At 62.7% G+C, this 23,777-nt stretch carries 22 protein-coding genes; 11 read left to right on the top strand and 11 right to left on the bottom strand.

What is annotated here, in order from left to right; all coding sequences use genetic code 11:
• The first annotated feature begins 300 nt into the window (after window positions 1-300).
• The gene (locus BHD07_RS22595) at window positions 301-657 is read left to right on the top strand and encodes an SPW repeat protein (protein WP_003525746.1); all 357 of its coding nucleotides are present in this window, start codon (window positions 301-303) and stop codon (window positions 655-657) included.
• Window positions 658-769: 112 nt separating this feature from the next.
• Here BHD07_RS22595 and BHD07_RS22590 read toward each other — a convergent pair whose 3' ends face one another.
• From BHD07_RS22590 to BHD07_RS22565, 6 genes are all read right to left on the bottom strand, one after another.
• Window positions 770-1,852, bottom strand: a complete 1,083-nt coding sequence (locus tag BHD07_RS22590; protein WP_198516741.1) for a Gfo/Idh/MocA family protein — start codon at window positions 1,850-1,852, stop codon at window positions 770-772.
• A gap of 11 nt (window positions 1,853-1,863) precedes the next feature.
• Window positions 1,864-2,649 (bottom strand): ThuA domain-containing protein, encoded by a 786-nt coding sequence (locus BHD07_RS22585; RefSeq protein WP_338283159.1) that lies wholly within the window; start codon window positions 2,647-2,649, stop codon window positions 1,864-1,866.
• Between the two features lie 202 nt (window positions 2,650-2,851).
• Window positions 2,852-3,880: an ABC transporter ATP-binding protein gene (locus BHD07_RS22580; protein ID WP_338283158.1), complete on the bottom strand. Its 1,029-nt coding sequence runs from the start codon at window positions 3,878-3,880 to the stop codon at window positions 2,852-2,854.
• Between the two features lie 9 nt (window positions 3,881-3,889).
• The gene (locus BHD07_RS22575; protein WP_275598717.1) at window positions 3,890-4,720 is read right to left on the bottom strand and encodes a carbohydrate ABC transporter permease; all 831 of its coding nucleotides are present in this window, start codon (window positions 4,718-4,720) and stop codon (window positions 3,890-3,892) included.
• Entirely contained in the window at window positions 4,720-5,706 is a 987-nt protein-coding gene (locus BHD07_RS22570) for a carbohydrate ABC transporter permease (RefSeq protein ID WP_338283157.1), read from the bottom strand. Before BHD07_RS22570 ends, BHD07_RS22575 begins: the two co-directional genes overlap by 1 nt.
• Before the next feature lie 86 nt (window positions 5,707-5,792).
• Window positions 5,793-7,064 carry an ABC transporter substrate-binding protein gene (locus BHD07_RS22565; protein ID WP_100672451.1) on the bottom strand — a complete coding sequence of 424 codons (1,272 nt, stop codon included), beginning with the start codon at window positions 7,062-7,064 and terminating at the stop codon, window positions 5,793-5,795.
• Window positions 7,065-7,510: 446 nt separating this feature from the next.
• On the opposite strand from BHD07_RS22565, the gene BHD07_RS22560 reads away from it, so the two are divergent.
• The gene (locus tag BHD07_RS22560; RefSeq protein ID WP_100672452.1) at window positions 7,511-8,527 is read left to right on the top strand and encodes a substrate-binding domain-containing protein; all 1,017 of its coding nucleotides are present in this window, start codon (window positions 7,511-7,513) and stop codon (window positions 8,525-8,527) included.
• A gap of 21 nt (window positions 8,528-8,548) precedes the next feature.
• Here the strand turns inward: BHD07_RS22560 and BHD07_RS22555 are convergent, their stop codons facing one another.
• Window positions 8,549-9,208: a GntR family transcriptional regulator gene (locus BHD07_RS22555; protein WP_338283156.1), complete on the bottom strand. Its 660-nt coding sequence runs from the start codon at window positions 9,206-9,208 to the stop codon at window positions 8,549-8,551.
• Window positions 9,209-9,295: 87 nt separating this feature from the next.
• Between BHD07_RS22555 and BHD07_RS22550 the strand changes: the two genes are divergently transcribed.
• From BHD07_RS22550 to BHD07_RS22535, 4 genes are all read left to right on the top strand, one after another.
• Window positions 9,296-9,901 carry a TRAP transporter small permease gene (locus BHD07_RS22550; RefSeq protein WP_338283155.1) on the top strand — a complete coding sequence of 202 codons (606 nt, stop codon included), beginning with the start codon at window positions 9,296-9,298 and terminating at the stop codon, window positions 9,899-9,901.
• Window positions 9,901-11,166: a TRAP transporter large permease gene (locus BHD07_RS22545; RefSeq protein ID WP_338283154.1), complete on the top strand. Its 1,266-nt coding sequence runs from the start codon at window positions 9,901-9,903 to the stop codon at window positions 11,164-11,166. The genes BHD07_RS22550 and BHD07_RS22545 overlap by 1 nt, the downstream gene beginning before the upstream one ends.
• 28 nt (window positions 11,167-11,194) lie before the next feature.
• Window positions 11,195-12,190 (top strand): TRAP transporter substrate-binding protein, encoded by a 996-nt coding sequence (locus BHD07_RS22540; protein ID WP_017271755.1) that lies wholly within the window; start codon window positions 11,195-11,197, stop codon window positions 12,188-12,190.
• Between the two features lie 170 nt (window positions 12,191-12,360).
• On the top strand, window positions 12,361-13,578 hold the full coding sequence (locus tag BHD07_RS22535; RefSeq protein WP_338283153.1) for a TIGR03862 family flavoprotein: 1,218 nt from the start codon (window positions 12,361-12,363) through the stop codon (window positions 13,576-13,578).
• Between the two features lie 38 nt (window positions 13,579-13,616).
• Here BHD07_RS22535 and BHD07_RS22530 read toward each other — a convergent pair whose 3' ends face one another.
• The 4 genes from BHD07_RS22530 to BHD07_RS22515 form a co-directional block, all read right to left on the bottom strand.
• Window positions 13,617-14,648 (bottom strand): ABC transporter permease, encoded by a 1,032-nt coding sequence (locus BHD07_RS22530; protein ID WP_018097946.1) that lies wholly within the window; start codon window positions 14,646-14,648, stop codon window positions 13,617-13,619.
• A gap of 1 nt (window position 14,649) precedes the next feature.
• A complete protein-coding gene (locus tag BHD07_RS22525) occupies window positions 14,650-16,227 on the bottom strand; it encodes a sugar ABC transporter ATP-binding protein (RefSeq protein WP_338283152.1) in 1,578 nt (525 codons plus the stop codon).
• Between the two features lie 89 nt (window positions 16,228-16,316).
• Window positions 16,317-17,318 (bottom strand): autoinducer 2 ABC transporter substrate-binding protein, encoded by a 1,002-nt coding sequence (locus BHD07_RS22520; protein ID WP_013850057.1) that lies wholly within the window; start codon window positions 17,316-17,318, stop codon window positions 16,317-16,319.
• Between the two features lie 79 nt (window positions 17,319-17,397).
• A complete protein-coding gene (locus BHD07_RS22515; RefSeq protein ID WP_100672461.1) occupies window positions 17,398-18,384 on the bottom strand; it encodes an ABC transporter permease in 987 nt (328 codons plus the stop codon).
• Between the two features lie 391 nt (window positions 18,385-18,775).
• On the opposite strand from BHD07_RS22515, the gene BHD07_RS22510 reads away from it, so the two are divergent.
• From BHD07_RS22510 to BHD07_RS22490, 5 genes are all read left to right on the top strand, one after another.
• Window positions 18,776-19,768 (top strand): dihydroxyacetone kinase subunit DhaK, encoded by a 993-nt coding sequence (locus tag BHD07_RS22510; protein WP_338283150.1) that lies wholly within the window; start codon window positions 18,776-18,778, stop codon window positions 19,766-19,768.
• A gap of 10 nt (window positions 19,769-19,778) precedes the next feature.
• Window positions 19,779-20,420: a dihydroxyacetone kinase subunit DhaL gene (gene dhaL, locus BHD07_RS22505; protein ID WP_338283149.1), complete on the top strand. Its 642-nt coding sequence runs from the start codon at window positions 19,779-19,781 to the stop codon at window positions 20,418-20,420.
• A gap of 112 nt (window positions 20,421-20,532) precedes the next feature.
• A complete protein-coding gene (locus tag BHD07_RS22500; RefSeq protein ID WP_338283148.1) occupies window positions 20,533-22,620 on the top strand; it encodes a bifunctional sugar-binding transcriptional regulator/dihydroxyacetone kinase subunit DhaK in 2,088 nt (695 codons plus the stop codon).
• Window positions 22,621-22,680: 60 nt separating this feature from the next.
• On the top strand, window positions 22,681-23,325 hold the full coding sequence (gene dhaL, locus BHD07_RS22495; protein WP_338283147.1) for a dihydroxyacetone kinase subunit DhaL: 645 nt from the start codon (window positions 22,681-22,683) through the stop codon (window positions 23,323-23,325).
• A 311-nt stretch (window positions 23,326-23,636) separates the two neighbouring features.
• Window positions 23,637-23,777 (top strand): helix-turn-helix domain-containing protein (locus BHD07_RS22490; RefSeq protein ID WP_338283444.1); only part of this gene is annotated, 141 nt, incomplete at its 3' end.

Genomic DNA, 23,777 nt, shown 5'->3' with positions numbered 1-23,777 from the left:
AGGGGCAACGCGACGGACGTTGCGCCGCCGTTTTGATTTTCTACAACATCCGAAAGGACGCACGAAGGCGCAGCAGGCGGTCACTGCAGTTTCCATGAGCTGGTCATGCTCTATGGAAGCCCTAGCGGGCGTCAAAACTCCGCGTCTTGATGGATTCCTTGAAACACCCGCGGTTTGCGAGTAAAATTACGGCAGCAATTCAAAGCGTTACAAAACCGTGCGATCGGAGGCGAACGGAGTTGCAACGTAAGCTGCACGCGAGTGGTGACGCTTTGCCAAACTTCATATGTGGAGGTTGTCATGCCCAACACTCTGATGGCAGGAAGAAGAAGCCAGGATTGGGCAAATCTGGTCTTGGCAGCGTGCCTGTTCCTCTCTCCCTGGGTCATCGGCTTTGCGGCTGAAGCCGCGCCGACGTGGAACGCCTGGATCGCCGGTATCGTGCTCGGCGCCCTTGCGGTCGCAACCCTTTCGGCCTTCGCCGAATGGGAGGAATGGGCCAATATGATAATCGGCCTGTGGTTGATCGTTTCTCCCTGGCTGCTCGGCTTTATGGGAAATGTGAACGCGATGTGGACCCATGTCATTCTCGGCGTGCTCGTCGCCGCAATCGCAGCCTGGGCGGTCTGGGACTATCGTCACCATTCACACGCCTAGATGACGATGACTCCAGCGTCGGATCGATCAGGGTCATGAACGATTCAAGTGGATTTAAAGCGCGCCGCATCGGTTGAACGCGGCGCGCGGGGTCCAGCGGTCCTGCCGCTTATCACCCCACAGCGCGTTCCTGCACCACCGCGTCGATGTCCGGTACGCCGAGTTCGCGGCGTGAGCGCTCCGTCTCGATGGCGAGATCGAGCACTCGCTGCAGGTCCGCGGCATGGCGGAAACCCGGCTCGACGGTTCGGCCGGCCTTCACAGCCTCGACGAAACGCTGGTAGTTGGTGGGCACGGTGCCGGCATCGACGGTGCGCCAAACGGCCTTTTCGACATCGGGCCCCATGCAGCCGCGCAGGCTCGAACCATCAGGCGTATGGATTACTTCCAAGGCTCCCCTGTCGCCGTGCAGCCTGAGCCTCAGTTCGTTGAGATGGCCTGTCGCCCAGCGGCTGGCATGAATCACGGCCATCGCACCGTTTTCGAACTCCGCCGTCATGGCGAAGCTGTCATTGGCGTCGAGGTCGTACTCGCCGATACGGTTGTCCGGCGCCTTGTCGAAGGCTTTCAGGCGCGCGAATACCCGCTCGACCGAGCTGTTGGCACCGTAGCCGGCGAAGTCGAGAATGTGGATGCCGACATCGCCAAGCACGCCATTGGATCCGTGTTTCGTCGACAGCCGCCATAGCCATTTCGACTCGCTTGCCCAATCGCCCCAGGCCCGCGACACCAGCCAGCTCTGGAGATAGGAAGCCTCCAGATGCCGCACCCGGCCGATTTCGCCGGCAATCACGAGTTCACGCGCCTTCTGCAGCGGAGCGACGTTGCGATAGGTCAGATTGACCATGGTCACGAGGCCGGCCCGCTCGGCTGCGGCAGCCATCTCGGCGGCCTTCTCATAGTTTTCTGCCAACGGTTTTTCGCACAGCACATGCTTGCCGGCGGCAATGAGCGCCAGGGTCGTCGGGTGATGCGCCTTGTCGGGCGTCACGTTGGTGGCCGCGTCGAACTCTCCCCAGGCGATCGCCTCGTCGAGAGAGGTGAAGGTGTTTTCGATACCGTGCGTGACGGCAAAGGCCTTGGCACGGGACGGGTCCACGTCGACGGCGCCGACCATTTCGACGCCTTCGATCTCAGCAAAGGCTTTCGCATGGCTGTTGGCCATGCCGCCGGTTCCGAGAATTAGCAAACGCATGGGGGCCCCCTTCATCGATAGCCGGCTTCGCCGGCCCGGTGCAGTCTCGGGCCGCGCTCGACGATCGGCTCCAGCGCCTTCTCCACCGGGACGTTCGGCGCATCATGGATGGCCTTATAGGTGCCCTGCGGGTTGTACGCCCATTTCGCCGCGTTCCGCAGTACCTTGTGTACGGTCGCGTCGTGATAGGTCGGGTAAGTCTCGTGCCCGGGGCGGAAATAAAAGATATTGCCCGCGCCGCGCCGCCAGGTGAGGCCCGATCGGAAGACCTCGCCGCCGGCAAACCAGGAGATGAACACCGTTTCCAGCGGCTCCGGCACTGAGAATTGCTCGCCATACATCTCCTCGTTCTCGATGACGAAGTTCTCGCCGAGCCCTTCGGCGATCGGGTGGCGCGGATTGACGACCCAGACGCGTTCGCGCTCTCCAGCCTCGCGCCACTTGAGCGCGCAGGGCGTGCCCATCAGCCGCTTGAACACCTTGGAGAAGTGGCCGGAATGGAGAACGATCAGACCCATGCCTTCCCAAACGCGTTTGGCGACGCGCTCCACGATGGCGTCGTCGACGGCGCCATGATCCTTGTGGCCCCACCACAGGAGCACGTCGGCGGCGGCGAGCCGCGCCTCGCTGAGTCCGTGTTCTGGCTCCTGCAGCGTCGCCGTCGTCGCATCGATCCCCGGGTCGGAATTGAGTGCGGCTGCGATCGTGTTGTGCATGCCGTCCGGGTAAATCTCCCGAACCACCGCATTCGTCTGCTCGTGGATGTTTTCACCCCACACGATGGCATTGATAGACAAGGTCATTCTCCTCGTGATTTGGGGCACCCGCTGCCGGATGCCGACCGTCCGTGACTTGAAGTGTGGGCGCGGAGCCGGGCCGGGAAAACCACACAGGTCCCCGCCCTTTTCTGCCCTAACGTTTGAGGCTTTGGAATGATCCGAAATCCTTCGGATCAGCCTTGGTTTCGAGACTTTCCGAGCGAAATCGCGTGGCTGCGTTCTAGGCCGCACCCCGCATTTCCAACCGTCCGAGCGCCCGGCCGCCCGCATCGAAGCGGTGAACCTGGCCGGCGGCCGGCGAGATCCTGATCGTCTGCCCGGGCTGATGCTTGGCGATGCCGCTTTCGCGGACGATCACCGGCTCGCCGGTCCCGATGTCGAGATAAATATAGCTGTCGGAACCGAGCATCTCCGAATGGATGACGGTCCCACTCCACTCACCTCCCTGTTCCTCGATCTCCAGGTGTTCCGCGCGGATTCCTATCGTGTCCGCCTTGTATGGCTCTGCGAAGGCGCCGGAAAGAAAATTCATCTTCGGCGAACCGATGAAGCCGGCGACGAACACCGAATTCGGCGTCTCGTAAAGCTCCAGCGGCGTGCCGATCTGTTCGACGAGACCGTCCCTCAGGACACATATCCTGTCGGCGAGCGTCATCGCCTCGACCTGATCATGTGTCACATAGATCATCGTCGTCTTGTGCATGCTGCGGTGAAGCTTGGCGATTTCGAGCCGGGTGGCCACACGCAACGCCGCGTCGAGGTTCGAAAGCGGCTCGTCGAACAGAAAGACCTTGGGATCGCGAACGATCGCACGGCCGATCGCGACGCGCTGGCGCTGCCCGCCCGAAAGCTGGCGCGGCAGGCGTTCGAGATAGGGCGTGAGCTGAAGCATTTCCGCCGCCGCCTCGACCCGCTTGCGGCACTGCTGCTTGTCCTTGCCTGCGAGCTGCATGCCGAAAGCCATGTTTTCGTAGACCGTCATATGCGGATAGAGCGCATAGGACTGAAAGACCATGGCGATGCCGCGGCGCGAAGGCGTCAGCCGATTGACGACCTGGCCGTCGAAGGCAAGGGTTCCGGAGGTGATTTCCTCCAGCCCGGCGATCAGTCTCAGGAGGGTCGACTTGCCGCATCCGGAGGGGCCGACGAAGACCATGAACTCGCCCGACCTGATTTCCATGCTGACGCCCTTGATCACATCGAAGGCGCCGAAGGATTTGCGGATATCGCGCAATTGAAGCTCTGCCATCTTGTTCTCCTATCCTTTGACGCCACCGGCCGTCAGGCCGGAAATGATCCGCCGCTGGAAGATCAGCACGAGGACCACGAGAGGCACGGTGACGATCACGGATGCCGCCATGATGTTGCCCCAGGGAATCTCGAACTGGCTGCCGCCCGAAAGCAGGGCGATCGCGACCGGCACGGTGCGCTGCGTGTTCGACGACGTGAATGTCAGCGCGAAGAGGAACTCGTTCCATGCCGCAATGAAGGCCAGCAACCCGGTCGTCACCAGCGCCGGCCACATCAGCGGCATGAAGACGCGGGTGATCACCACCCACGGCGAGGCGCCGTCGACGATCGCCGCCTCTTCGATCTCGATCGGCAGGTCTCGCATGAAGGTGGTCAGGACCCAGACCGTAAACGGCAGCGTGAAGATCATGTAGGAAAAGATGAGCGCGAGCGGCGTGTTGAAGATCCCCACGAAGCGAATGAGCTCGAAGAGACCTGCAAGAACGGCGATCTGCGGGAACATCGAGACCGACAGGATCGTCAGGAGAAGCAGCCCGCGGCCGCGGAAGCGTACCCGGGCAAGCGCATAGGCTGCGGTCACGGCAAGAAGCAGCGAAATGGCAACCACCAGCGTGGCGACGAGGAGCGAGTTGCCGAGATTGCGCACGAAGGTTCCGTGCGAAAAGATGTCGGCATAATTGGCGAGCGAAATATCCGTCGGCCAGTAGTCGATACGAAACAGCGCCGTGCCGGACTTCAGGCTCGTCAGGATCGCGTAATAGAAGGGAAAGACTGCGACGAGGATGATGACGGCAACCAGCGCGTAGAACGCGGCCCGCTTTGCGATCGCGACGACCATCAGCGTTCTCCTCCGCTCAAATTCAGGCGGCCGAGCCACATGTAGAGGATCGTGATCGTCGCGATGATCAGGAACAGCATGGTCGAGGCGGCCGCCCCATAGGCGAACTTGTCGAAATCGAAAAGGTTTTCGCGCGCCATGACCGACATGGTCTTGGTCTGCGCGTTGTTGGGCGTCAGCACATAGATGAGGTCGAAAATGCGCAACGCGTCGAGCATGCGGAAGATGACCGCGACCATCAGCGCCGGCCGGATCAACGGCAGGGTGACCCTCCAGAAGATACGTACCGGATGGACTCCGTCGATTCTGGCCGCCTCATAAATATCGCCCGGCACCATTTGCAGGCCGGCGAGGATCAGGAGCGCCATGAAGGGCGTCGTCTTCCACACGTCCACGATCAGTACGGCGATCATGGCTGTGTCGGGGCTGGCGGTCCAGGCGATCTTCTCGCCGATCAGACCGAGGCCGAGCAGCATGTCGTTGAGGATGCCGAACTGGTCGTTGAGCATCCAGGCCCACATTTTCGCGGAGACGATGGTGGGGATCGCCCATGGGATCAGGATCGCGGCACGGACAAGCCCGCGACCGGGAAACCGGGCGTTTAGCACCAAAGCGACGACAAGGCCCAGCGCCGTTTCGATACTGACCGAAAGAACCGTGAATTTGAGCGTGTTCCAGACCGCATTCCACCAGGCGGGGTCCGCAAGCAGGCCCCTGTAAATCGTCCGCCCGCTCTTCAGGGTGACCCATGAGAGATAATTGGCGAAGCCGACGAATTCGGCGCCCGACAGATTGGTAAGCGACGCGTTGGTGAAGCTGAAATAGATGGTTCTGATGAGCGGCCAGCCGGCGACGAGCGCCAGGACGAGGAAGGTCGGCGCGAGAAAGAGCCAGGCCGAACGGACCCGTTGCGCCTGCAGGTCCGAGCCTATCCTGCCGCCATGCGCAAGCGCAGCCGGCCGATCCGCGAGGGAGAGATCAGTCATGACGTGAGCCTACCGGTTGGCGCGGGTCCCGCCCGTGCCGTTTGATCTTGACCCGGACGGCAGAGCTGCCGTCCGGGTCTCGCGATTTACCAGGCGTCGCCCTTGAGTTCCGTCAGTTCGACTTCGAGAAGCTCGAGATTCTCCGCCGCCGTTCCGTTACCCGAAAGCGTGTTGTGCACGGCGCTCCAGAATTTGGATGACACTTCGTTGTACTTCACCTTTGCCACGGCCGAGGGGCGCGGCACGGCGCTCTGGAAGATCGGCTTCCAATGCGGCATGAACGGCTGGGCGGCCGCGACTTCCGGATCGTCGTAAAGCGCCGCGATCGTCGGCAGGTTCGAAAGCTCGATGGCGCGCACCTTCTGGGTTTCGGCCGAGCCCAGGAACTTGACGAAGGCGATCGCCGCCTCCTGCTCGTCGGAATATTTCGAGACCGCGAGGTTCCATCCGCCGAGTGTCGAAGACGGCTGATCGCCGTCCGTGGCGGCCGGAAGCGGGGCCACCTCGAATTTGCCCTTTACGGCGCTGTCGTCGCCGTTGCCGAGCGCGTAGGCATAGGGCCAGTTACGCATGAAGACTGCGTTGCCGGTCTGCCAGACGCCGCGTGATTCCTCTTCCTGATAGGCAAGCACGCCCTTCGGCGCGATCGTGCCGATCCATTCCTTGACTTTCTCGACGGCCGCCGCCGCCTTTTCGTTGTTGACGGAGATCGTGCCGTCGGGCTCGACGATCTGACCGCCGCCGGACGACTTGATCCACTCGAGCGCGTTGCAGGTGAGCCCCTCATAGGCATTGCCCTGAAAGACGAAGCCCCAGATATCGGCACTACCGGCGGCACGCTCCTTGTCCTGAATCTCCTTCGCCGTCGCCGCCAGTTCGTCCCAGGTCTTGGGTGGCGTCTTGCCGTATTTGTCGAGCAGGTCCTTGCGGTAATAAAGCGCCGGCGCGTCGGTATAGAAGGGCAGAGCGACGAGCTTGCCGTTGACCGTCTGCGACTGGATGATCGAGGGGAAGTGCTCGCCGACCACATCCTTCGTCGCCTCCGTCAGGTCGACGAACTGCTCGGCGAGCTGCGGAGCCCAGATGACGTCCGTCTGGTAGACGTCGACATCCTTGTTGCCGGCCGCAAGCCAGAGTCGATACTGGCTGAATTGCTCGCTGCTCGAAGCCGGCATGGTCACCAGGTTGACCTTGTGACCGGTTTCCTTCTCGAACTTGGCGATCTGGTCCCGCAGAAAGCTCAGATTCTTGCCGGTCGAATTGGCCGCCATAGACAGTTCGGCGGCCGCAGCAAGGTCGATCGCGCCTACGATCGCCGCGCAGGAAATCAGCGTCCTTACAAATGGCTTCACGTTCATTGGTCCCTCCAAAACTCCCCCCGATTCCGCAGGCTCCTCAGCAATTCGAAAACGGTTTGGGTGCGCAGAAGCTGTCAGAAGGACAATCTGCTGTCAAGCCGAGGTCGAAGCGGAAGTAAATGCCATGGCTATTTCGGATTTTTTAGCGTATAATCAGAACGTTAATCCAACGCGCAACGCCGCATCGCCACAACCAGGCTCGGCGCTCAACCGGTTTGCAAGAATACTTCATCCACAGGAATTTAAAACGATTTGGATCATGTCCGCGACGTAAAGGCACCGATTGTCACTGCCGGCAAACCGGGTATAGTCCGGCCGCGAATGTCTGCAGGGCCGCGCATCGAAGCGATGCGCAAAAACGAGCGAATGCAGCTTTTCGATTTGCTGCGTGACTTGCTTCGGAAGCGATCCCCGGACAATACGCAGAAGGGGCGCAGGGAAGAACAGTGAAGCTTAAGGAATTCGCCCAACAGTTGGGGCTCTCTCCAACGACGGTAAGCCGTGCTCTGAGCGGCTATCCGGAAGTCAGCGAGAAGACCCGCAAGCGCGTTGCCGAGGAGGCTGTGCGCCTCGGTTACCGGCCGAACATCAACGCCGTGCGCCTCGTCACGGGCCGCGCAGGCGCGATCGGCGTCGTTATGGGCCGCAACGAATTCCAGTTTTCCGAATTCATGAGCGGCATGGCCGAACGGCTGGATAGCGAGGATATAGACATTCTCGTGAGCCCGGTTGCCGACCATGATATGAAAGCCGAGCTCCAGCTCTATAGCCGGCTGGCGACGAGCGGACGGGTCGACGCCGTGATCATCCATTCACCGAGGCCGAACGACGAGCGCATTCTGCTGCTCCACAAGCTCGGCATTCCCTTTCTGGTCCATGGCCGCTCCGAGACCGACGTGCCGCACGCCTGGCTCGATATCGACAACGAAGGCGCGATCCGCCGCGCCACCTCGCACCTCCTAGACCTAGGCCATAGACGGATCGCACTCATCAACGGCCGCGACGGTCTCACTTTCACGCACCACCGCGACAAGGGCTATCGCGAGGCGCTTGAACAGCGCGGGCTGCCCTTCGATCCGCGCCTCGTCACGCATGGCCAGTTCACCGACGAGATCGGTTTTCGCGCGGCCCGTTCCTTCCTCGAGCAGTCCCCTCGCCCGACGGCCTTCGTCGCCGGCTCGATGATGACGGCGCTCGGCGTCTATCGCGCCGTGCGTTCGGTCGGCCTTGTGGTCGGGCAGCACATCTCCGTCATCGCCCATGACGATGTCTTCCCCTATCTCACGGCCGACAACATGGTTCCGTCCCTTTCGACGAGCCGGTCGTCCCTGCGCGCCGCCGGCGCGCGCTCGGCCGACCTCACCCTGCAGCTGCTCACCGGACGGCCCGCCACGGAGATTCATGAGCTCTGGCCGGTCGAGCTGATCCTGCGCGAGTCGACCGGTCGGGCGCCGGAGGCTTGACCATCCTTCTCTGGCGGGGCTCTACTCGCGTCCCTTCAACCGGAACAGCAGGTCCTCATGCACGGCCTTGAGGTGGAAGACCAGGAAGCCGGCCGCCTCCTCGAAAGCGCCCGCACGGCAGAGGCGGATCAGCTCGGCATGCTCTTCCATCGCTCGGGTCATCGCTGCGACGCTTGAGAGCTGGACGCGCGTGTAGCGGTCGCTCGTCTGCAGCAGAGACGCGACGATCTGCTGTGTCCGGGGCATCTCGGCGCGCCGGTAGAGGGCCAGGTGCAGCTCGGCATTGAGCTGGCCATAGGAGTCGATTTCTCCTGCGGCCGTCGCTCTGAGGAATCGGTTTTGAACCTCCTCCACCCGTGCGAAATCGTCGTCATCGAGAAGCGGCGCCGATTTGCGGAAGAGCCGCGGTTCCAGAAGCGTCCGCAGCTCGAAAACGTCGTTGATCTCGGCGAGCGACAGTTCGGAGACGATCGCCCCCTTCTGCGGCACGATCCTGACCAGCCCTTCGGCTTCGAGCTGAAACAGGACCTCGCGCACCGGAATGCGGCTGACGCCGTAGGTTTCGGCCAACGCATCCTGGCGCAGCTGGCTGCCGGCCGGATAGCGCCCGGAGAGAATCGCCTGCCGGATTTCCTCGATTAATGCCCCGGAGAGGGTGCGATGTTTGAGATGTGACACCATGGACGCTCGCTACAGGAATACCGCCAAAAATGATATTGACTCGAAGAATGTATAAAATCTACTTTATACGGAAACCAGGGAACAGTCATGAACCAGTCAGTCGCGCCGCCGCTTTATGCGCGCGCCATCGTCTCTCTCTCCGAAGCCATGCTCGTCTTCGAAAAGCGCGCTGTTGCCGGATTGATGTGCGTGCTTCTCGCGCTCATCCTCCTGAACGTCGTCACCCGCTACAGCGGACATCCGCTCTATTGGGTCGATGAATCGGCCGTATACGCCATGGTCTGGCTCGCCTTCCTCGGAGGCTCGGCGCTGACGCGTCTCAGACTTGATTTCGCCGTGACGCTGCTGACGGATTACCTGCCGCCCGCGGCGGCGCGCTGGATGCGCGCTGCCTCGACACTGCTCGTCCTCCTGTTCGCCCTTGCGCTTGCGACATTCTGCTGGATGTGGATGGACCCCGTCGGCATCATCCGCGCCGGCTTCGACGCTAAGGCCTTCGCGGCCGAGAGCTTCAACTTTCTCTATACCGAGCGCAGCCAGACGCTGAATTGGCCGATCTGGGCGATCAGCCTCGTCATTCCGCTCTTCGCCGTGACCATGACCGTCCATTGCGCCGCCAATCTCGTCGAAGACCTGGGTCTGTCGCCTCAGCGTGAGCGGCGCGAACTTTCGAGCGCCGAGGGAGTGAACTGATGGTCACCACCGCCGCCTTCCTCCTCTTCATGCTCGTCGGCGTTCCGATCGGCGTCTGCCTCTGCCTCGGCAGCATCGTCTATATCTTCGCCTCCGGAAATCCCCTGCTCTTCCAGAGCTTTCCGACGCAGCTCTTCGGCGGCGTCGACAATTACGGGCTGATCTCCATTCCGCTCTTCGTGCTGATCGGCGAGATCATGAACGGCGGCGGCATCACCCGGCGCATCATCGACATGACGATGGCTTTCGTCGGCGCGATGCGCGGTGGGCTTGCCTATGTCAACCTGCTCGCCAACATGTTCGTCGCCTCGATACTCGGATCGGCCACGGCGCAGGTTGCCGTCATGGCGCAGATGATGGTGCCGGAGATGGAGAAGAAGGGCTATGACAAGACCTTCGCCGCCGGGCTCACCGCCTATTCGGGCATGCTCGGTCCCATCATCCCCCCGTCGATCATGTTCGTCGTCTACAGCGTGCTCGCGCAGGTTCCGGTAAGCGATATGCTGGCCGCAGGAATTGTGCCCGGAATTCTGCTGACTGTAGCCTTCTGCCTCGTCATCGCGGCGATGGGTTTCGTCTACAACTATCCGCGCGGCGAGCGCATGAAGCTCAAGGAGCGCATCCGTATCGTCCTGGATGCGCTGCCTACGCTTCTCATCCCCTTCGTCATCGTCGGCTCGATCCTCTCCGGCCTCGCCAACGCGACGGAGGCCGCAGCCGTCGGCGCCGTTGCAGCGGTGCTCGTCGGCCGCTTCTGGATCGGCGAGCTCAAATTCTCCGATCTTCCTCGAATGATGCTGCGCGCCGGGATCTATTCGGCCGTGGTCCTCTTCCTCGTCGCGGCCGCCGCGGTCTTCTCCTGGGTACTTGTCTACGGCATGGTGCCGCAGCAGGTCGCCGGCTGGGTCCAGACCGTCGCCTCGGATCCGGTCACCTTCATGTTGCTCGTCAACGTTATCCTGCTCGTCATCGGCACGGTGATCGACGGCGCCCCCGGACTCATCATGACCGTGCCCATCCTCCTGCCGATCGCGACCGAGGTCTACGGCATCGACCCGATCCATTTCGGCGTCGTCGTGGTCCTCAACCTTGTGCTCGGCTTCCTCTCGCCGCCCGTCGGGCTCTGCTTTTTCGTGGCGGCCGCGGTGACCGGCGCAAAGCCCGGCAAGATGTTCCTGGTGACGCTGCCCTTCTTCTTCGTCTCCTGTCTCATGCTCGTGCTCCTGTCGCTCATTCCTTCGCTCTCGACCTTCTTCGCCCGATAACCACAACGAACCAGCCAGAGGATCTTCCATGACATTTTCTCGCAGAACCTTCCTTGGCGGCGTTGCCGCCGGCGCAGCCCTCTCGCTCGCCACGCCGTCGCTCGTGCGCGCGCAGGAAACGCGCACCTTGCGCCTCGGCATCGTCACGCCGCCGGGACATCCCTGGAACAATGCCGCACTCAAGGTGGGCGAAGCCCTCAAGGCAGAGACGAACGGTCGCCTGTCGATCTCGGTCTTTCCGGCCGGCCAGCTCGGCAACGAGGCCGCCATGCTGCAGCAGATGCAGAGCGGCGCGCTCGATCTCGGCTGGATCATGACCGCCGAACTCGGCTCGCGCATTCCCGCCGTTGCCGCGATCAACGCGCCCTGGGTCGTCGATTCGACTGCCAAGGTCGCCAAGCTCGTGCGTGAGCCGGTCGCCATGAAGCTCCTCGACGTCCTTCCGGCCGAGACCGGAACGGTCGGCCTTGCCTGGGGCATCACCACCATGCGCGTCGTCTTCTCGGCCAAGGAGATCGCCGGGCTCGACGACATCAACGGCATGAAGCTGCGCATCAATACGACGCCCGCCTACCGCGATTTCTACCAGCTGCTCGGCGCAGCGCCGACGCCGATCCCGACACCGGCCGTTTTCGACGCAATGTCGAACGGCCAGGTGGACGGTCTGGAGGCGGACCTCGACTTCTCCTGGAACCAGCGCTTCGACAAGGTGTCCAAGACCATGCTGAAGATGAACGCCATCTTCATGCCCTGCGTCGCGCTGGCCTCCGGTCGCGTCTGGCAGACCCTTCCCGAGGCCGACCGGGAGATCATCGCCCGCCTTACCAAGGCAGCGCTCGACGAGCAGATCGACGCGACCGTCGCCAACGAGCCGGCCCTCCTCGAAAAATTCGCCGGCGCAGGCATTCCGATCAAGGATGTCACCGTCGCCGATGCCGGACGGATCATCGCCGAATACGACAAGATCTGGCTGCCGAAGGCACCGGTTCTCGCCGAACTTCGCAAGGTCGGCGCAACGCTCTGACGCTCTCGGATGGGGAAGGCGGCCCGCGCCGCCTTCCCCATTTGGTTCGCGAAAACCGCGCACCCTTTCCCCATCCCGCCAGCCGCTTGGCACGCAAATCGCCTCAATCTGCTTGCGCCCTGGCCCGCCGCAGGCCAAGAGAGCCTGAGGAGATCCTGGGTGGTCCACAGATGGAAAGAAAAGAAATCGCAATTATCGGCGGCGGTCCCGCCGGTCTGATGGCCGCGGAAGTCTTGTCCCGCTCGGGCCATGCGGTGACCGTCTACGAGGCTATGCCGACCGCGGCGCGCAAATTCCTGCTCGCGGGAAAATCCGGCCTGAACATAACCCATTCCGAAGCGTACCGGGACTTCGCAGCGCGCTTCGGCGATGCTTCGGCAAGCCTGCGCCCGGCCCTTGATGCCTTTACCCCGCAGGACGTGCGCGCCTGGGCAGCCGGACTTGACGCGGAGACCTTCGTCGGCTCTTCCGGCCGCGTGTTTCCGAAGGCTATGAAGGCCTCGCCGCTGTTGCGCAGCTGGCTCCGCCGGCTGGAGGCCCAGGGCGTCCGGCTTCTCACCCGCCATCGCTGGTCGGGTTTCACGGAGAACGGCTACGTATTCGATACGCCGGAAGGGACGACGGTCGTTCGTTGCGACGCGGCTCTCCTGGCGCTTGGCGGCGCAAGTTGGCCACGGCTCGGCTCCGACGCCGCCTGGGTGCCGTTGCTGCGGGCGAGAGGCGTGCCGATCAGCGATTTCCGCCCTGCCAATTGCGGTTTCGACGTCGCCTGGACGCAGGTTTTCCGCGAGCGTTTTGCCGGCCAACCGCTGAAAGGCGTTATCGCAACATCCGATGCGGGGACGATCCCGGGCGAATTCGTGGTGAGCCGCCACGGCATCGAAGGCAGCCTCGTCTACGCCCATGCGGCAAGCCTGCGCGACCGGCTGGACCGGGACGGCAAGGCGGCGCTCCTCCTTGACCTCACACCCGGCCGCTCGGCCGACAGGCTCGCGCGGGATCTCGCGCGACAAGACCGCAAGGCGAGCTTCTCCAACCGCCTGCGCAAGGGCGCGGGGCTCGACGTTGTCAAGGCGGCATTGCTGCGCGAACTCTCGACGGAGGCGGCACGAGCCGCGCCGGAGCAACTCGCTGCCGTGATCAAGGCCTTGCCCGTTCCGGTGCTCGCAACACGGCCGATCGCCGAAGCGATCTCATCGGCCGGCGGCATCCGCCTGAACGCCATCGATGACCGCTACATGCTGAAGGCGCTCCCCGGCCTCTTCGCCGCCGGAGAAATGCTCGACTGGGAGGCGCCGACCGGCGGCTATCTCCTCACCGCGTGCCTCGCCATGGGCCGTGCTGCGGCCCGCGGCGTCGAAGCATGGCTCGCCGATGGCCTTCAGTAACACTGCGGATCGCAGCACGTCTTCACATCCGTCAGCGCTCAGCTTTTCGGTCTGATGGAGAACATGGCACCGGCGGCGACAATGAAGAGCCCGATGATTGCAAGTTGAAACGTGCTCGGGATGCCGACGAGGATCAGCACATTGTTGACGAGCGTGATCAGCAGTACCCCGAGAAGTGTTCCGAGCACCGTACCCGAGCCTCCGGTGATGCGCGCGCCACCAAGGACGACCGCGGCAATGACGTCCAGCTCCGACCCCGCCAGATCGAAAGGGTTGGCGAGACGATTGCTCGACACGTGCATGATACCCGCGATCCCGGCGAGCAGACCGGCATAGGCAAAGACGAACACGTGGACAGTGCGCAGGTTGTATCCGAGACGCGAAGCGATACTGGCGTTTCCGCCAACCGCATAGATAGCCCGGCCTATAAGGGTCCGCTTGAGGATATACCAGGTGGCGAGTGCAGCGACGACCAGTACGAGGAAATAGGCGGGCAAAGTCGAGACCGCACCATTCGCCCCCTCGTGCCGTAAAAGCGCGAGCTTTCCGAAAGCGTCCATGGATTCGGGGATGTTCATGAACAGTGCCGTTCCGATGAAGGTCAGCAGAAACCCGCGGATCGCATATTGCGTGCCGATCGTCACGATCAGTGAGGGCGCCTTCAATGCGTGGACCAGCAAGCCGTTGCAGATGCCGAGGATCGCGCCGCCGGCGGCTGCGATGCCAAGGATCGGCCAGATGGACAGATCCGGCGCATAATTCGTGACCAGCATGGTGATGACGTACATCACCAGCGCAGCAATGGCCGTGAACGAGACGTCGAGCCCGCCGGATGCCAGCACGACGAGAACGCCAAGCGCGAAGAGGCCGCGCACGACGGTGGAGCGTGCCATGTCGAACAGGTTGGAAACCTGCCAGAAGTCCGGATTGATCGTGCCCACGACGATGCAGACGATCACGACGAGGAGGAAGGTAACGGCCGGAGGGTGGCGGATAAACCAGCGCATGGTCCGGACTGCGGCGGGCACTCCCTCGGTCCCGCTGACGGGGGTCGCTGCGACATCGGCCATGTTATTGAACTCCCTGGCCGTCTTCGGCCATCATCGACTTGTAGATTGCGTCTTCCTCAAGCCCTTCGGCCGGAAAGATATCGGCGACCCGACCTTTGCGCATCACCATCACGCGGTCGCAGTTCTGCAGAAGCTCGGGCAGATCATCGCTGATGATGACGACGCTCATGCCGTCTCGTGCAAGGCGCTGAATGATGCGGAATATCGTGTCCTTCGATCCGACGTCGACGCCGACGGTTGGGCCATGCAGGATGAGCAGGCTCGGCTCGATCGTCAGCCAGCGGCCGATCAGAACCCTCTGCTGGTTGCCCCCTGAAAGGGACATGACGGGGTTGTCGATATCCGGAGTCGCAACCTGCAGATCGTCGACCGTTTTCTGTGCCAGAGCCTTCGCCCGGCGGCTGTCGAGGAGGCCGAAAGCGCCCCGCAGTCGATCGAGGACCGCCATGACGATATTCTCGCGGATGGATTTCCCAAGGAAAAGCCCTTCAGACAGGCGGTCCTCCGGAACATAGCCGATGCCGGCCTCGATCGCAGAGGCGGGCGACGACAGATCGGCCCGTCTGCCTGCGAGCTGTACCGAGCCCCGCCGCGCCGGTTCCACGCCGGCCAGCGAAAGCGCAAGCTCGTTTCGCCCGGAATCGAGAAGTCCCGTAATCCCGAATATCTCGCCCTTGGAGACCGTGAAGCTGACATCGTCGAAGCCGGCGGCCCCGAGCCGCTCCACCGAGAGCAGCGTCTCGTCACCATGCGAATCGACGCGATAACGCGTGTCGTCGAGTTTCTTGCCCGTCATCCAGAAGCCGAGTTCGGTCTTCGACTGAGTGGCGACGTCGCATTCGGCAACCTTCAGGCCGTCCCGCATGATGATCGCCTGCCCGCCGATCGCCTTGCATTCGTCGAGCTTGTGCGTGACGAAAAGGACAGATACGCCCTTGGCGTGCAGGCCGTGCACGACGCGAATGAGGTTGTCCACTTCGCGCCGCGTCAAAGCGGTCGTCGGCTCATCCATGATGACCAGGCCGGCATCGGAAGCGATCGCGCGGGCAATGGCAATGAGCTGGCGCGTTGCGATGGGGAGTTCTTCGACGGGTGTCGCCAGAAAGGCGGGCTCCGTCGGCAGGCCGACGTCCTTCAATGCACGGACGGCCGTCTCCCGCAGGCCCTTGAGGTCGAGACGCCGCGCGAGGCTGCCGTTGGAGGCAACCAGCTGCTGCGTCAGCGCGACATTCTCCTCGACACTCAGATTGGGAAGAAGCGACAGGTCCTGATAAACCGTCTCGATGCCGGCTGCCAGGGCGCCGATCGGCGTCAGGCCCTCGACCTTTTTACCGTTGATCGCAAGCTCACCTCCATCTGCCGGCTGGGCGCCGGAGATGATCTTGATGAGCGTGCTCTTGCCGCATCCGTTCTCGCCCATGAGATGGTAGGTACGGCCGCGCTCGATCGTGAAGCTCACCCCCTTCAGGGCGCGAACGCCGCCAAAGCGCTTCTCCAGGTCGCGAACTTCCAGAAAAGGCGTATCGCTCCGCGACTCTGCGGAGGGCATCTTCTTCTCGGCAATGATAGTCGACTGCATTGGCATGGTCCGGAGTTGCGGTCAGTTCGCCGGCAGGGCCATCCCTGCCGGCGGATGCGGCTGCAGCCGCGTATCCCTTCGATGCGCGATCAGAACGGATACTGGCTGTAGTTGGACTTATCGACGTCGACCCAGGCTTCGCCGACAACGATGATGCCGTCGCCGGGGCCCTTCTTCACCGACACCTTGTTGTAACCCGGCACCCCGAGATCCATGCCGTCCGTGATTTCCTTGCCCTCGATCACGAGCTGGGCGACCTTGTTCATGACGTAGCCGGCATCCTTCGGGTCCCAGAAGGAGATGCTCTGGACGGCACCCGATTCGAGATACTTGGCCGTGTCCTTCGGCAGACCGAGGCCGACGACGCAAACCTTGCCGACGAGGCCGGCTTCCTCGACCGCGCGGCCGATCCCGATCACGTCAATCGCCGAGCCACCCTGGAAGCCCTTGATGTCAGGATACTTGCGCAGGATCTCGCGCGCCTTCTCGTAAGCCTTGTTGGCGTCGTTGAAGGATTCGTTCTTCTCCGAAACGAGTTCCATTTCCGGATATTTCTTGGCGTTCTCCGCACCGCCGTCGGCCCACTGCACGTGCGTGAGGCTGCCGAGCGACCCGACGAACGACGTCCACTTGCCGGACTTGCCCATGCATTCGGCCAGCTTCTCGTTGAAGCGCGCGCCGAAGACCTTGTTATCGAAGGCCTCGATATCGACCTGCGTGTTCTTCAGGCTGTCGGCTTCGTGCGTGATGATCTTGATGCCGCGGTTCATCGCCCGCTTGAAGACGCCTTCGAGAGCGGAAGGGTCCATCGGCACGACGGCGATTGCGTTGACGTTCTTCGCGACGAGGTCTTCGATGAGGCGAAGCTGCTGGGCCGCGTCGGCCTTGGCCGGTCCGATCTGACTCGTCGACACAGCTGGATTGTCCTTGCCATAGGCAACGACACCTTCCTCCATGCGCGTGAACCAATTCTCACCGGTCACCTTGACGACGGTAACGACGGAGGGGGCGTCCTGCGCGACCGCAAGCTGGGCAGCGCAAAGCGCACCCAAAGCGACCGTGCAGGCGGCAATCTTCTTGTAGACAGACATGAGTGTCTCCTCATCACTTGTTGTTTGCCCGACCAGAAATCGACGGCGGGGGGCATTGCGCCGTTTGGGGACCTCGGGATCAGCGTCGCGGCGAAAGATATGCGCGGAGATCGACGCGCGACGTTGCCAGGAACACGATCAGAAGCAGTCCCCAGGCGCAGTCGCGGAAGAAATTCGAGATATCGAGGAAATTGAACAGGCTGGACAGCATCTGAAGCGCCGTCGCGGAGAGGACGACGCAGACCGTGCGTCCGTACCCGCCGTCAGGCCGTACACCCGCCATCACGACGATCAGAATGGCGATGAGGACGTAGGAGCTGCCATAGTCCCACTTCACGCTTGAGGTGCGGGCGGCGATGATGATCCCAGCGATGGAAGCAAGCACTCCGCAGACGGTATAGGTCAGAAGAAGCATTCGGCGCTGCGGAATGCCGGCGTAACGGGCGGCCTTGGCATTGCTGCCCATCAGGTAGAGCTTGAAACCGAACGGCGTGAAGCGGAGCACGACACCGATCAGGACCGCGATGGCGACGAAGAGCGTGAAGCACATCGGCACACCGAGTACCGGGGTATTGCCGAAATTGTCGAGGGGCTCGATATAGCCGAGGGTGATCGCCGAGCCGTTGGTGAAAGCAACGGCGAGACCTGTGAAAAATAGCTGCGTGCCAAGCGTGGCGATGATCGGCGTGAGCCCGGCGAAGGCGATCAAGGCACCGTTCAGCAAGCCGCCGGCGAGACCGATGATCAGCGCCACCACCGCGAACAGCCACGAAAAAGCGAGTGGCGCTTCATCGGCCGAAACCCAATCGCGCACCAGCAGATAGGAGCCTACCCCGGCAAGATTGGCGAGCGCGATGCCGGACAGATCGATGCCGCCGCCTCCGGCGATCATGGCGAGCATTACGCCGAGAGCCAGCAGCGCAAGCTCCGGTACCTGAGCGGACATCGACTGGAAATTGTAGAGGCTGAGAAATGTGTCTCCTGCGAACACCGCAGCGAGCGCGACCACGAGAGCGTTGGTCGCCACAAGAAAGTTGAATTGCCGGTCGGCAAACATGCTTTTCATTCAGCCTCTCCCACACCGCATTTCAGGGGCGCTTCACACCCCGTCGACTTCCTGCCGGTCCAGCCGATCGCCGGGGGCGACCGCAGTGGACTGACGAGCAAGTCCTTGAGAAGCCATGGAAATCTCGGAAATAACTCCTTCCATCCCTCTCGAATTTTCGGCAATCTAACGTGAATGTTGACATTTGTCGAGCCATGTTTGAATTATGTAGGAAATTCGCAGTACGGCATGATCCGCTGGTCACCAGGGAGGAGCTCTCGATCAAGATTTTCCAGCCGGCCTGGCGCGCGAACCGCGCCGGGAGGCCCCGGTCTGCTCCGGCAGACGATGTTAGATTCAACGTAGTGTTGCGCTGAGCCGTATCGCCAGCGACGGACAAAAGAGGACTGCCATGCAGCGTTTCATCAACAATCCGGACGAAGTCGTCGAGGATACCGTCAAAGGTTTCGTCAAGGCGCATGCCAACATCGTTCGCCTCGGAGAAAATCCGCGCGTCATCGTCGCCAGGGGCGCGCCGGTTGCCGGCAAGGTGGGTGTCGTGACCGGCGGCGGCTCCGGCCACGAGCCTGCCTTCATCGGCTACACCGGCCGCAACATGCTGGACGCGGTTGCAGTCGGCGAACTCTTTTCGTCACCGACGGCCAAGAGCTTTCATGACGCGATGCGCGAAGCGAACGGCGGCAAGGGCGTCGTCTGCCTCTACGGCAATTATGCCGGCGACAACATGAACGTGAAGATGGCGGTGAAGCTCGCGGCCAAGGCAGGGATCGAAGTCGCGACGGTCGTCGCCAATGACGACGTGTGCTCCGCGCCGCCCGAAGAGCGCGAGAAGCGGCGCGGCGTCGCCGGAGAAATCTTCATGTGGAAGATCGGCGGGGCCAAGGCGGCCGCCGGCGCGAGCCTCGAAGAGGTCCGTGCGGCTTCTCAGAAGGCGATCGACAATTGCCGCTCGATCGGGGTCGGGCTCGGCCCCTGCACCTTGCCCGCGGTCGGGCATCCGAACTTCCGGATCGAGCCCGGCACGATGGAAGTCGGCATCGGCCATCACGGTGAGCCCGGCGTGCGCGTCGAAGCGCTGAAGACCGCCGAAGAGGTCGCGGTCGACATGTGCAAGATCGTGCTGGACGATCACGACCTGCCAGAGGGCACGGAAGTGGCTGTGCTCGTCTCCGGCCTCGGCGCGACACCGCTCAACGAACTCTACATCCTGAACGACACGATCGAGCGCGAGATCACCGCACGAGGCCTCAGGATCTACCGCACCTTCGTCGGCAACTACTTCACCTCGCTCGAAATGGTCGGAGCGACGCTGACGGTCATGGCGCTCGACGACGAACTCAAGGCGCTCCTCGATGTCGAGGTCCGCTGCACCGCCGTTCTCTGAGGAAATGGACATGCAGACGTTTGAAAATGCAAAAGCCGGCGACATCGTCCTCACGCTTGCCGACCGGATCATCGAAAACCGCGCCTATCTGAGCGAGATCGACGGCAAGATCGGCGATGGCGATCACGGGGTGAACATGGCCAAGGGCTTTGGCCTTGCCGCAGAACGCCTGAAGGGCAAAGACGCCTCTCTTGCAGAGGCGCTCGATACGCTCGGCACCGTGCTGATGACGGAGATCGGCGGATCGATGGGGCCGCTCTACGGCGTGATGTTCACCGAATTCGCCGAAAAGATCGAGGGTGCCGATGCAATCGACGCCGCCGCCTATAGCCGCATGCTTCATGCGGGGCTCGAAGGCATCCGGTCGATCGGCTCCGCCAAGGTGGGCGACAAGACGCTGCTCGACACCTTGGTGCCCGCGGTGGACGCCTTCGATGCGGCGACTGCCGACGGCAAGCCCTTCGCCGAAGCGCTCGACGCACTCGTATCGGCGGCGGAGGCCGGCCGCGATTCGACGCGCGATCTCGTCGCCAAGATCGGGCGGGCGAGCCGCCTCGGCGAACGCTCGCTCGGCGTCTTGGACGCCGGCGCCACCTCCTGTGCGATCATCCTCAGGGAGTTGTCGCACGGGGCTCGCGCCCGGCTCGCCTGACGCCGCGGTTTCGCGATTGCGCGCAAAGGGGGCAGCGGCACCCAGCCCCCATTGCAAAAGCACGGCGTTGCTTCCATCCTCGCGGTCCGAAACAGGGGAAGTACAGGACTGCATGACGATCAAGACACCTTCTCCGCGCAAGGGCGCTGCCAATCGAAGCGGTACGATCGATGCTTCGGACGCGATTCCCTTGCGCTACGGTGACGACCCCTATGTCTGGGCCTGCTGGCTTTATTACGAAGACGGCATGACGCAGGGCGAGATCGCCGAGGCCATGGGTGTGTCGCGGGCGACGGTAAACAGCTACCTCGCCGACGCCCGCGAAAAAGGCATCGTCAACATTTCGATCGAGCCGGCGCGACTGGCATCGCTCACCATCGCCCAGGAATTGAAGCGGCATTTCGGCCTGACCGACTGCCTCGTGGTCCCGAGCGACGACAATGCGCGTCCTTTGATCGACCGCCTCGGAGCGGCCGGGGCGCAGGCGCTTCCAAAACTCCTGAAATCCGGCGATACGCTCGCCGTCGCCTGGGGCCGCACCGTGCTTTCGGTCGGCGAGCACGCCGGGATCGCTTCCCTTCAGGACATGACGGTGGTTCAGGCGACCGGCGGCACCACGGCCTCATTTGCCTATACGCCGGAGCTTTGTGCCTCGGCGGTCGCACGGGCAATTTCAGCCCGCTGCGTCAACATCACCGCGCCGGCCGTGGTCAAATCGCCCGAACTCCTGCATATGCTTCTGGAGGAACCTCTGGTTCAGGAGCAGTTCGCGACTCTAGCAAGGGCAAACCGGGTGCTTTTCGGCATCTCCTCGCTTCGGCCGAATTCCACCATTCATACCAGCGGTTTCTTCGAAACGGTCTCGCTGCAGGACTATCTGGCAGCCGGCGCAGTCGGCGTCGTCGCGGGCCGTTTCATCGATGAACGCGGCCGTCCGGTCGCCGGCCCGCTCGACGATCGTACGGTCGGCATCTCGCTGGACCTGCTCCGCAAGATAGGCACGCGCATTGCGGTCGCCGGCGGCTTCGACAAGGTGCCGGCCCTGCTCGCGGCGCTACGCGGCGGCTATGTCAACGTGCTCATCACCGACGCGGCGACCGGTCACGGCATCTTGCGGGCCGACGGCGTCAGGGCACTCGACGCCAAGCTTTCGCACCGGCCGAAGCTTGTCCAGACACCGAGCTCCTATCGCACCCACGTCAAGAAATTCCTCAACAACCCGAACGAAGTCGTCGAAGAAATGCTCGAAGGGGTCGTCAGGGCGCACCAGGAATATCTGCAGCCGATCAACGGATCGCACCGGGCGCTCGTCGCGCGCAGCGGCCCCAGGCCCGGAAAAGTTGGCCTAGTCATCGGCGGGGGCACGGGGCACGAGCCGTGCTTCCTCGGTTATGTCGGCAAGGGTCTTGCCGATGCGGTTGCCATGGGGAACATCTTTTCCTCGCCGCCGCCCGATCCGATCGTGCAATGCGCCGAGGCCGCGTCCGGAGGCGAAGGCGTGCTCTTCGTCTACGGCAACTATGCCGGCGATGTGATGAATTTCGAGATGGCGGCTGAAATTGCCGAAGAAAAGGGCATCAAGGTAAGGACTGTCCTGACGACGGATGACGTCGCCTCCTCGCCGGTCGAGGACCGCGAAGGCCGGCGCGGCGTCGCCGGCAACTTCTTCATCTTCAAGGTCGCGGGCGCAGCCTGCGATCGCGGCCTGTCGCTGGAAGCCTGCGAAGCCGTCACGCGCAAGGCGAACCTGCGCACCTATACGGTGGGCGTCGCGCTCGAACCCGGCTCGATGCCGCAGACGCGACGGCACAATTTCGAGATAGGCCCGGACGACATGGAGGTCGGCATGGGCATCCACGGCGAACCGGGCGTGACGCGCGAGCGCATCCGATCGGCGGACGAGATTACCGACAGCATCATGGACCGCATCTTCAAGGAGATGAAGGCAGCACCCGGCGAGCGCGTCGCCGTGCTCGTGAATTCCTTCGGAGCGACGCCCCTGATGGAGCTCTATATCCTGTTCCGGCGGGTCCAGCAGCGACTGGCGGCAAAGGACATACTGATCGAAGCGAACTGGATCGGACATTATTGCACCTCGTTGGACATGGCCGGCGCTTCGATCACCATTCTCCATCTTGATCAGGAATTGTCCGATCTGCTTCATCACCCTTGCGAAACGGCGTTTCTGAAGGTCAACTAGAACTGGGCGAAGCCCTGGCGGGTGGTTGCGGATCCACCTAAAGGCCGCGGGAGGAAAATGATGCCGGAAAGCGCGGTGCGCCGCTTGATCGAAATGTTCGAGGCGATCTCCAGTGCCATCGAGGCGGAGAGGGACCATCTGTCCGAGCTTGACGGCGCAATCGGCGATGCCGATCACGGGATCACCATGGCGATCGGCTTTTCTGCCGTGACCGGCGAACTTGCGAGGACGGATGCAGGCAGCGCCGGGCTGAGCGGTGTCATGACGGCGGCGGCAAGCGCCTTCCTGAACGCCGTCGGAGCCTCGACGGGACCGCTTTACGCCACCGCCTTCCGACGTGCGGCCCAGGCCCTGGAAGGACGCGACACACTGGACCTCGAGGCCTGCTCCCTTCTCATCCAGGCGGTTGCCTCCGGCATAGGCGAGCGCGGCAAGGGGCAGCGCGGCGACAAGACGATGCTCGACGTCTGGCTTCCCGCCGCCGACGCGGGGGCGCAGGCGGCCGCAGCCGGCAAGTCCGCCGAGGCATTCTGGGCGGATGTCACCGCAGCCGCCGAAAACGGCGCCAGCGCGACGCGTTCCATGGTCGCAACGAAGGGCCGCGCGGCCCGGGTCGGAGAGCGCTCGCTCGGACACATGGATCCCGGCGCCGCCTCGGCCGTCATGATCATCCGCGCCATGGCCCAAACCCTGCGGACGAGCTAAGGCCTGTTCGGTTTTCTCGGCACGCATGGCGATGCGCTTGAATTCCTTGCGTACCGACCGTGCGCCACTGTAGGTGTCCTTTGATCGTAGCCGATCAATGGACAAAAACATGCAGCAGCTCAACGTGCTACAGCGACCTTTGCGCGTCTCATAAGACGCGTGGCGCTGTAGAAACTTTCCGGAGGACTGCAATCTCTCCTCATCCTCATCCCTGTGCTCGTTGTATAGCCCGGAGACATGACTGACAGGTGTTCGGGGAGATGGCTGACACGTTCATACTGGCATGGATCGGCTTCGAGAGGAGGTTGTCCATGCCGTGGAAAGAGGTGTCGGTTATGGGAGAGAGGCAGGAATTTGTGCGGCTGGCGCTGGCGGAGGGTGCGAACCGCCGGGAGCTGTGCCGGCGGTTCGGGATCAGTGCCGATGTGGGCTATAAATGGCTGGCGCGGTGG

Source organism: Sinorhizobium sp. KGO-5 (assembly GCF_036245905.1).
Lineage (GTDB): Bacteria > Pseudomonadota > Alphaproteobacteria > Rhizobiales > Rhizobiaceae > Sinorhizobium > Sinorhizobium meliloti_A.
Note: the sequence above shows the minus strand (reverse complement) of the source record. Positions and strands in the feature narration are given on the sequence as shown.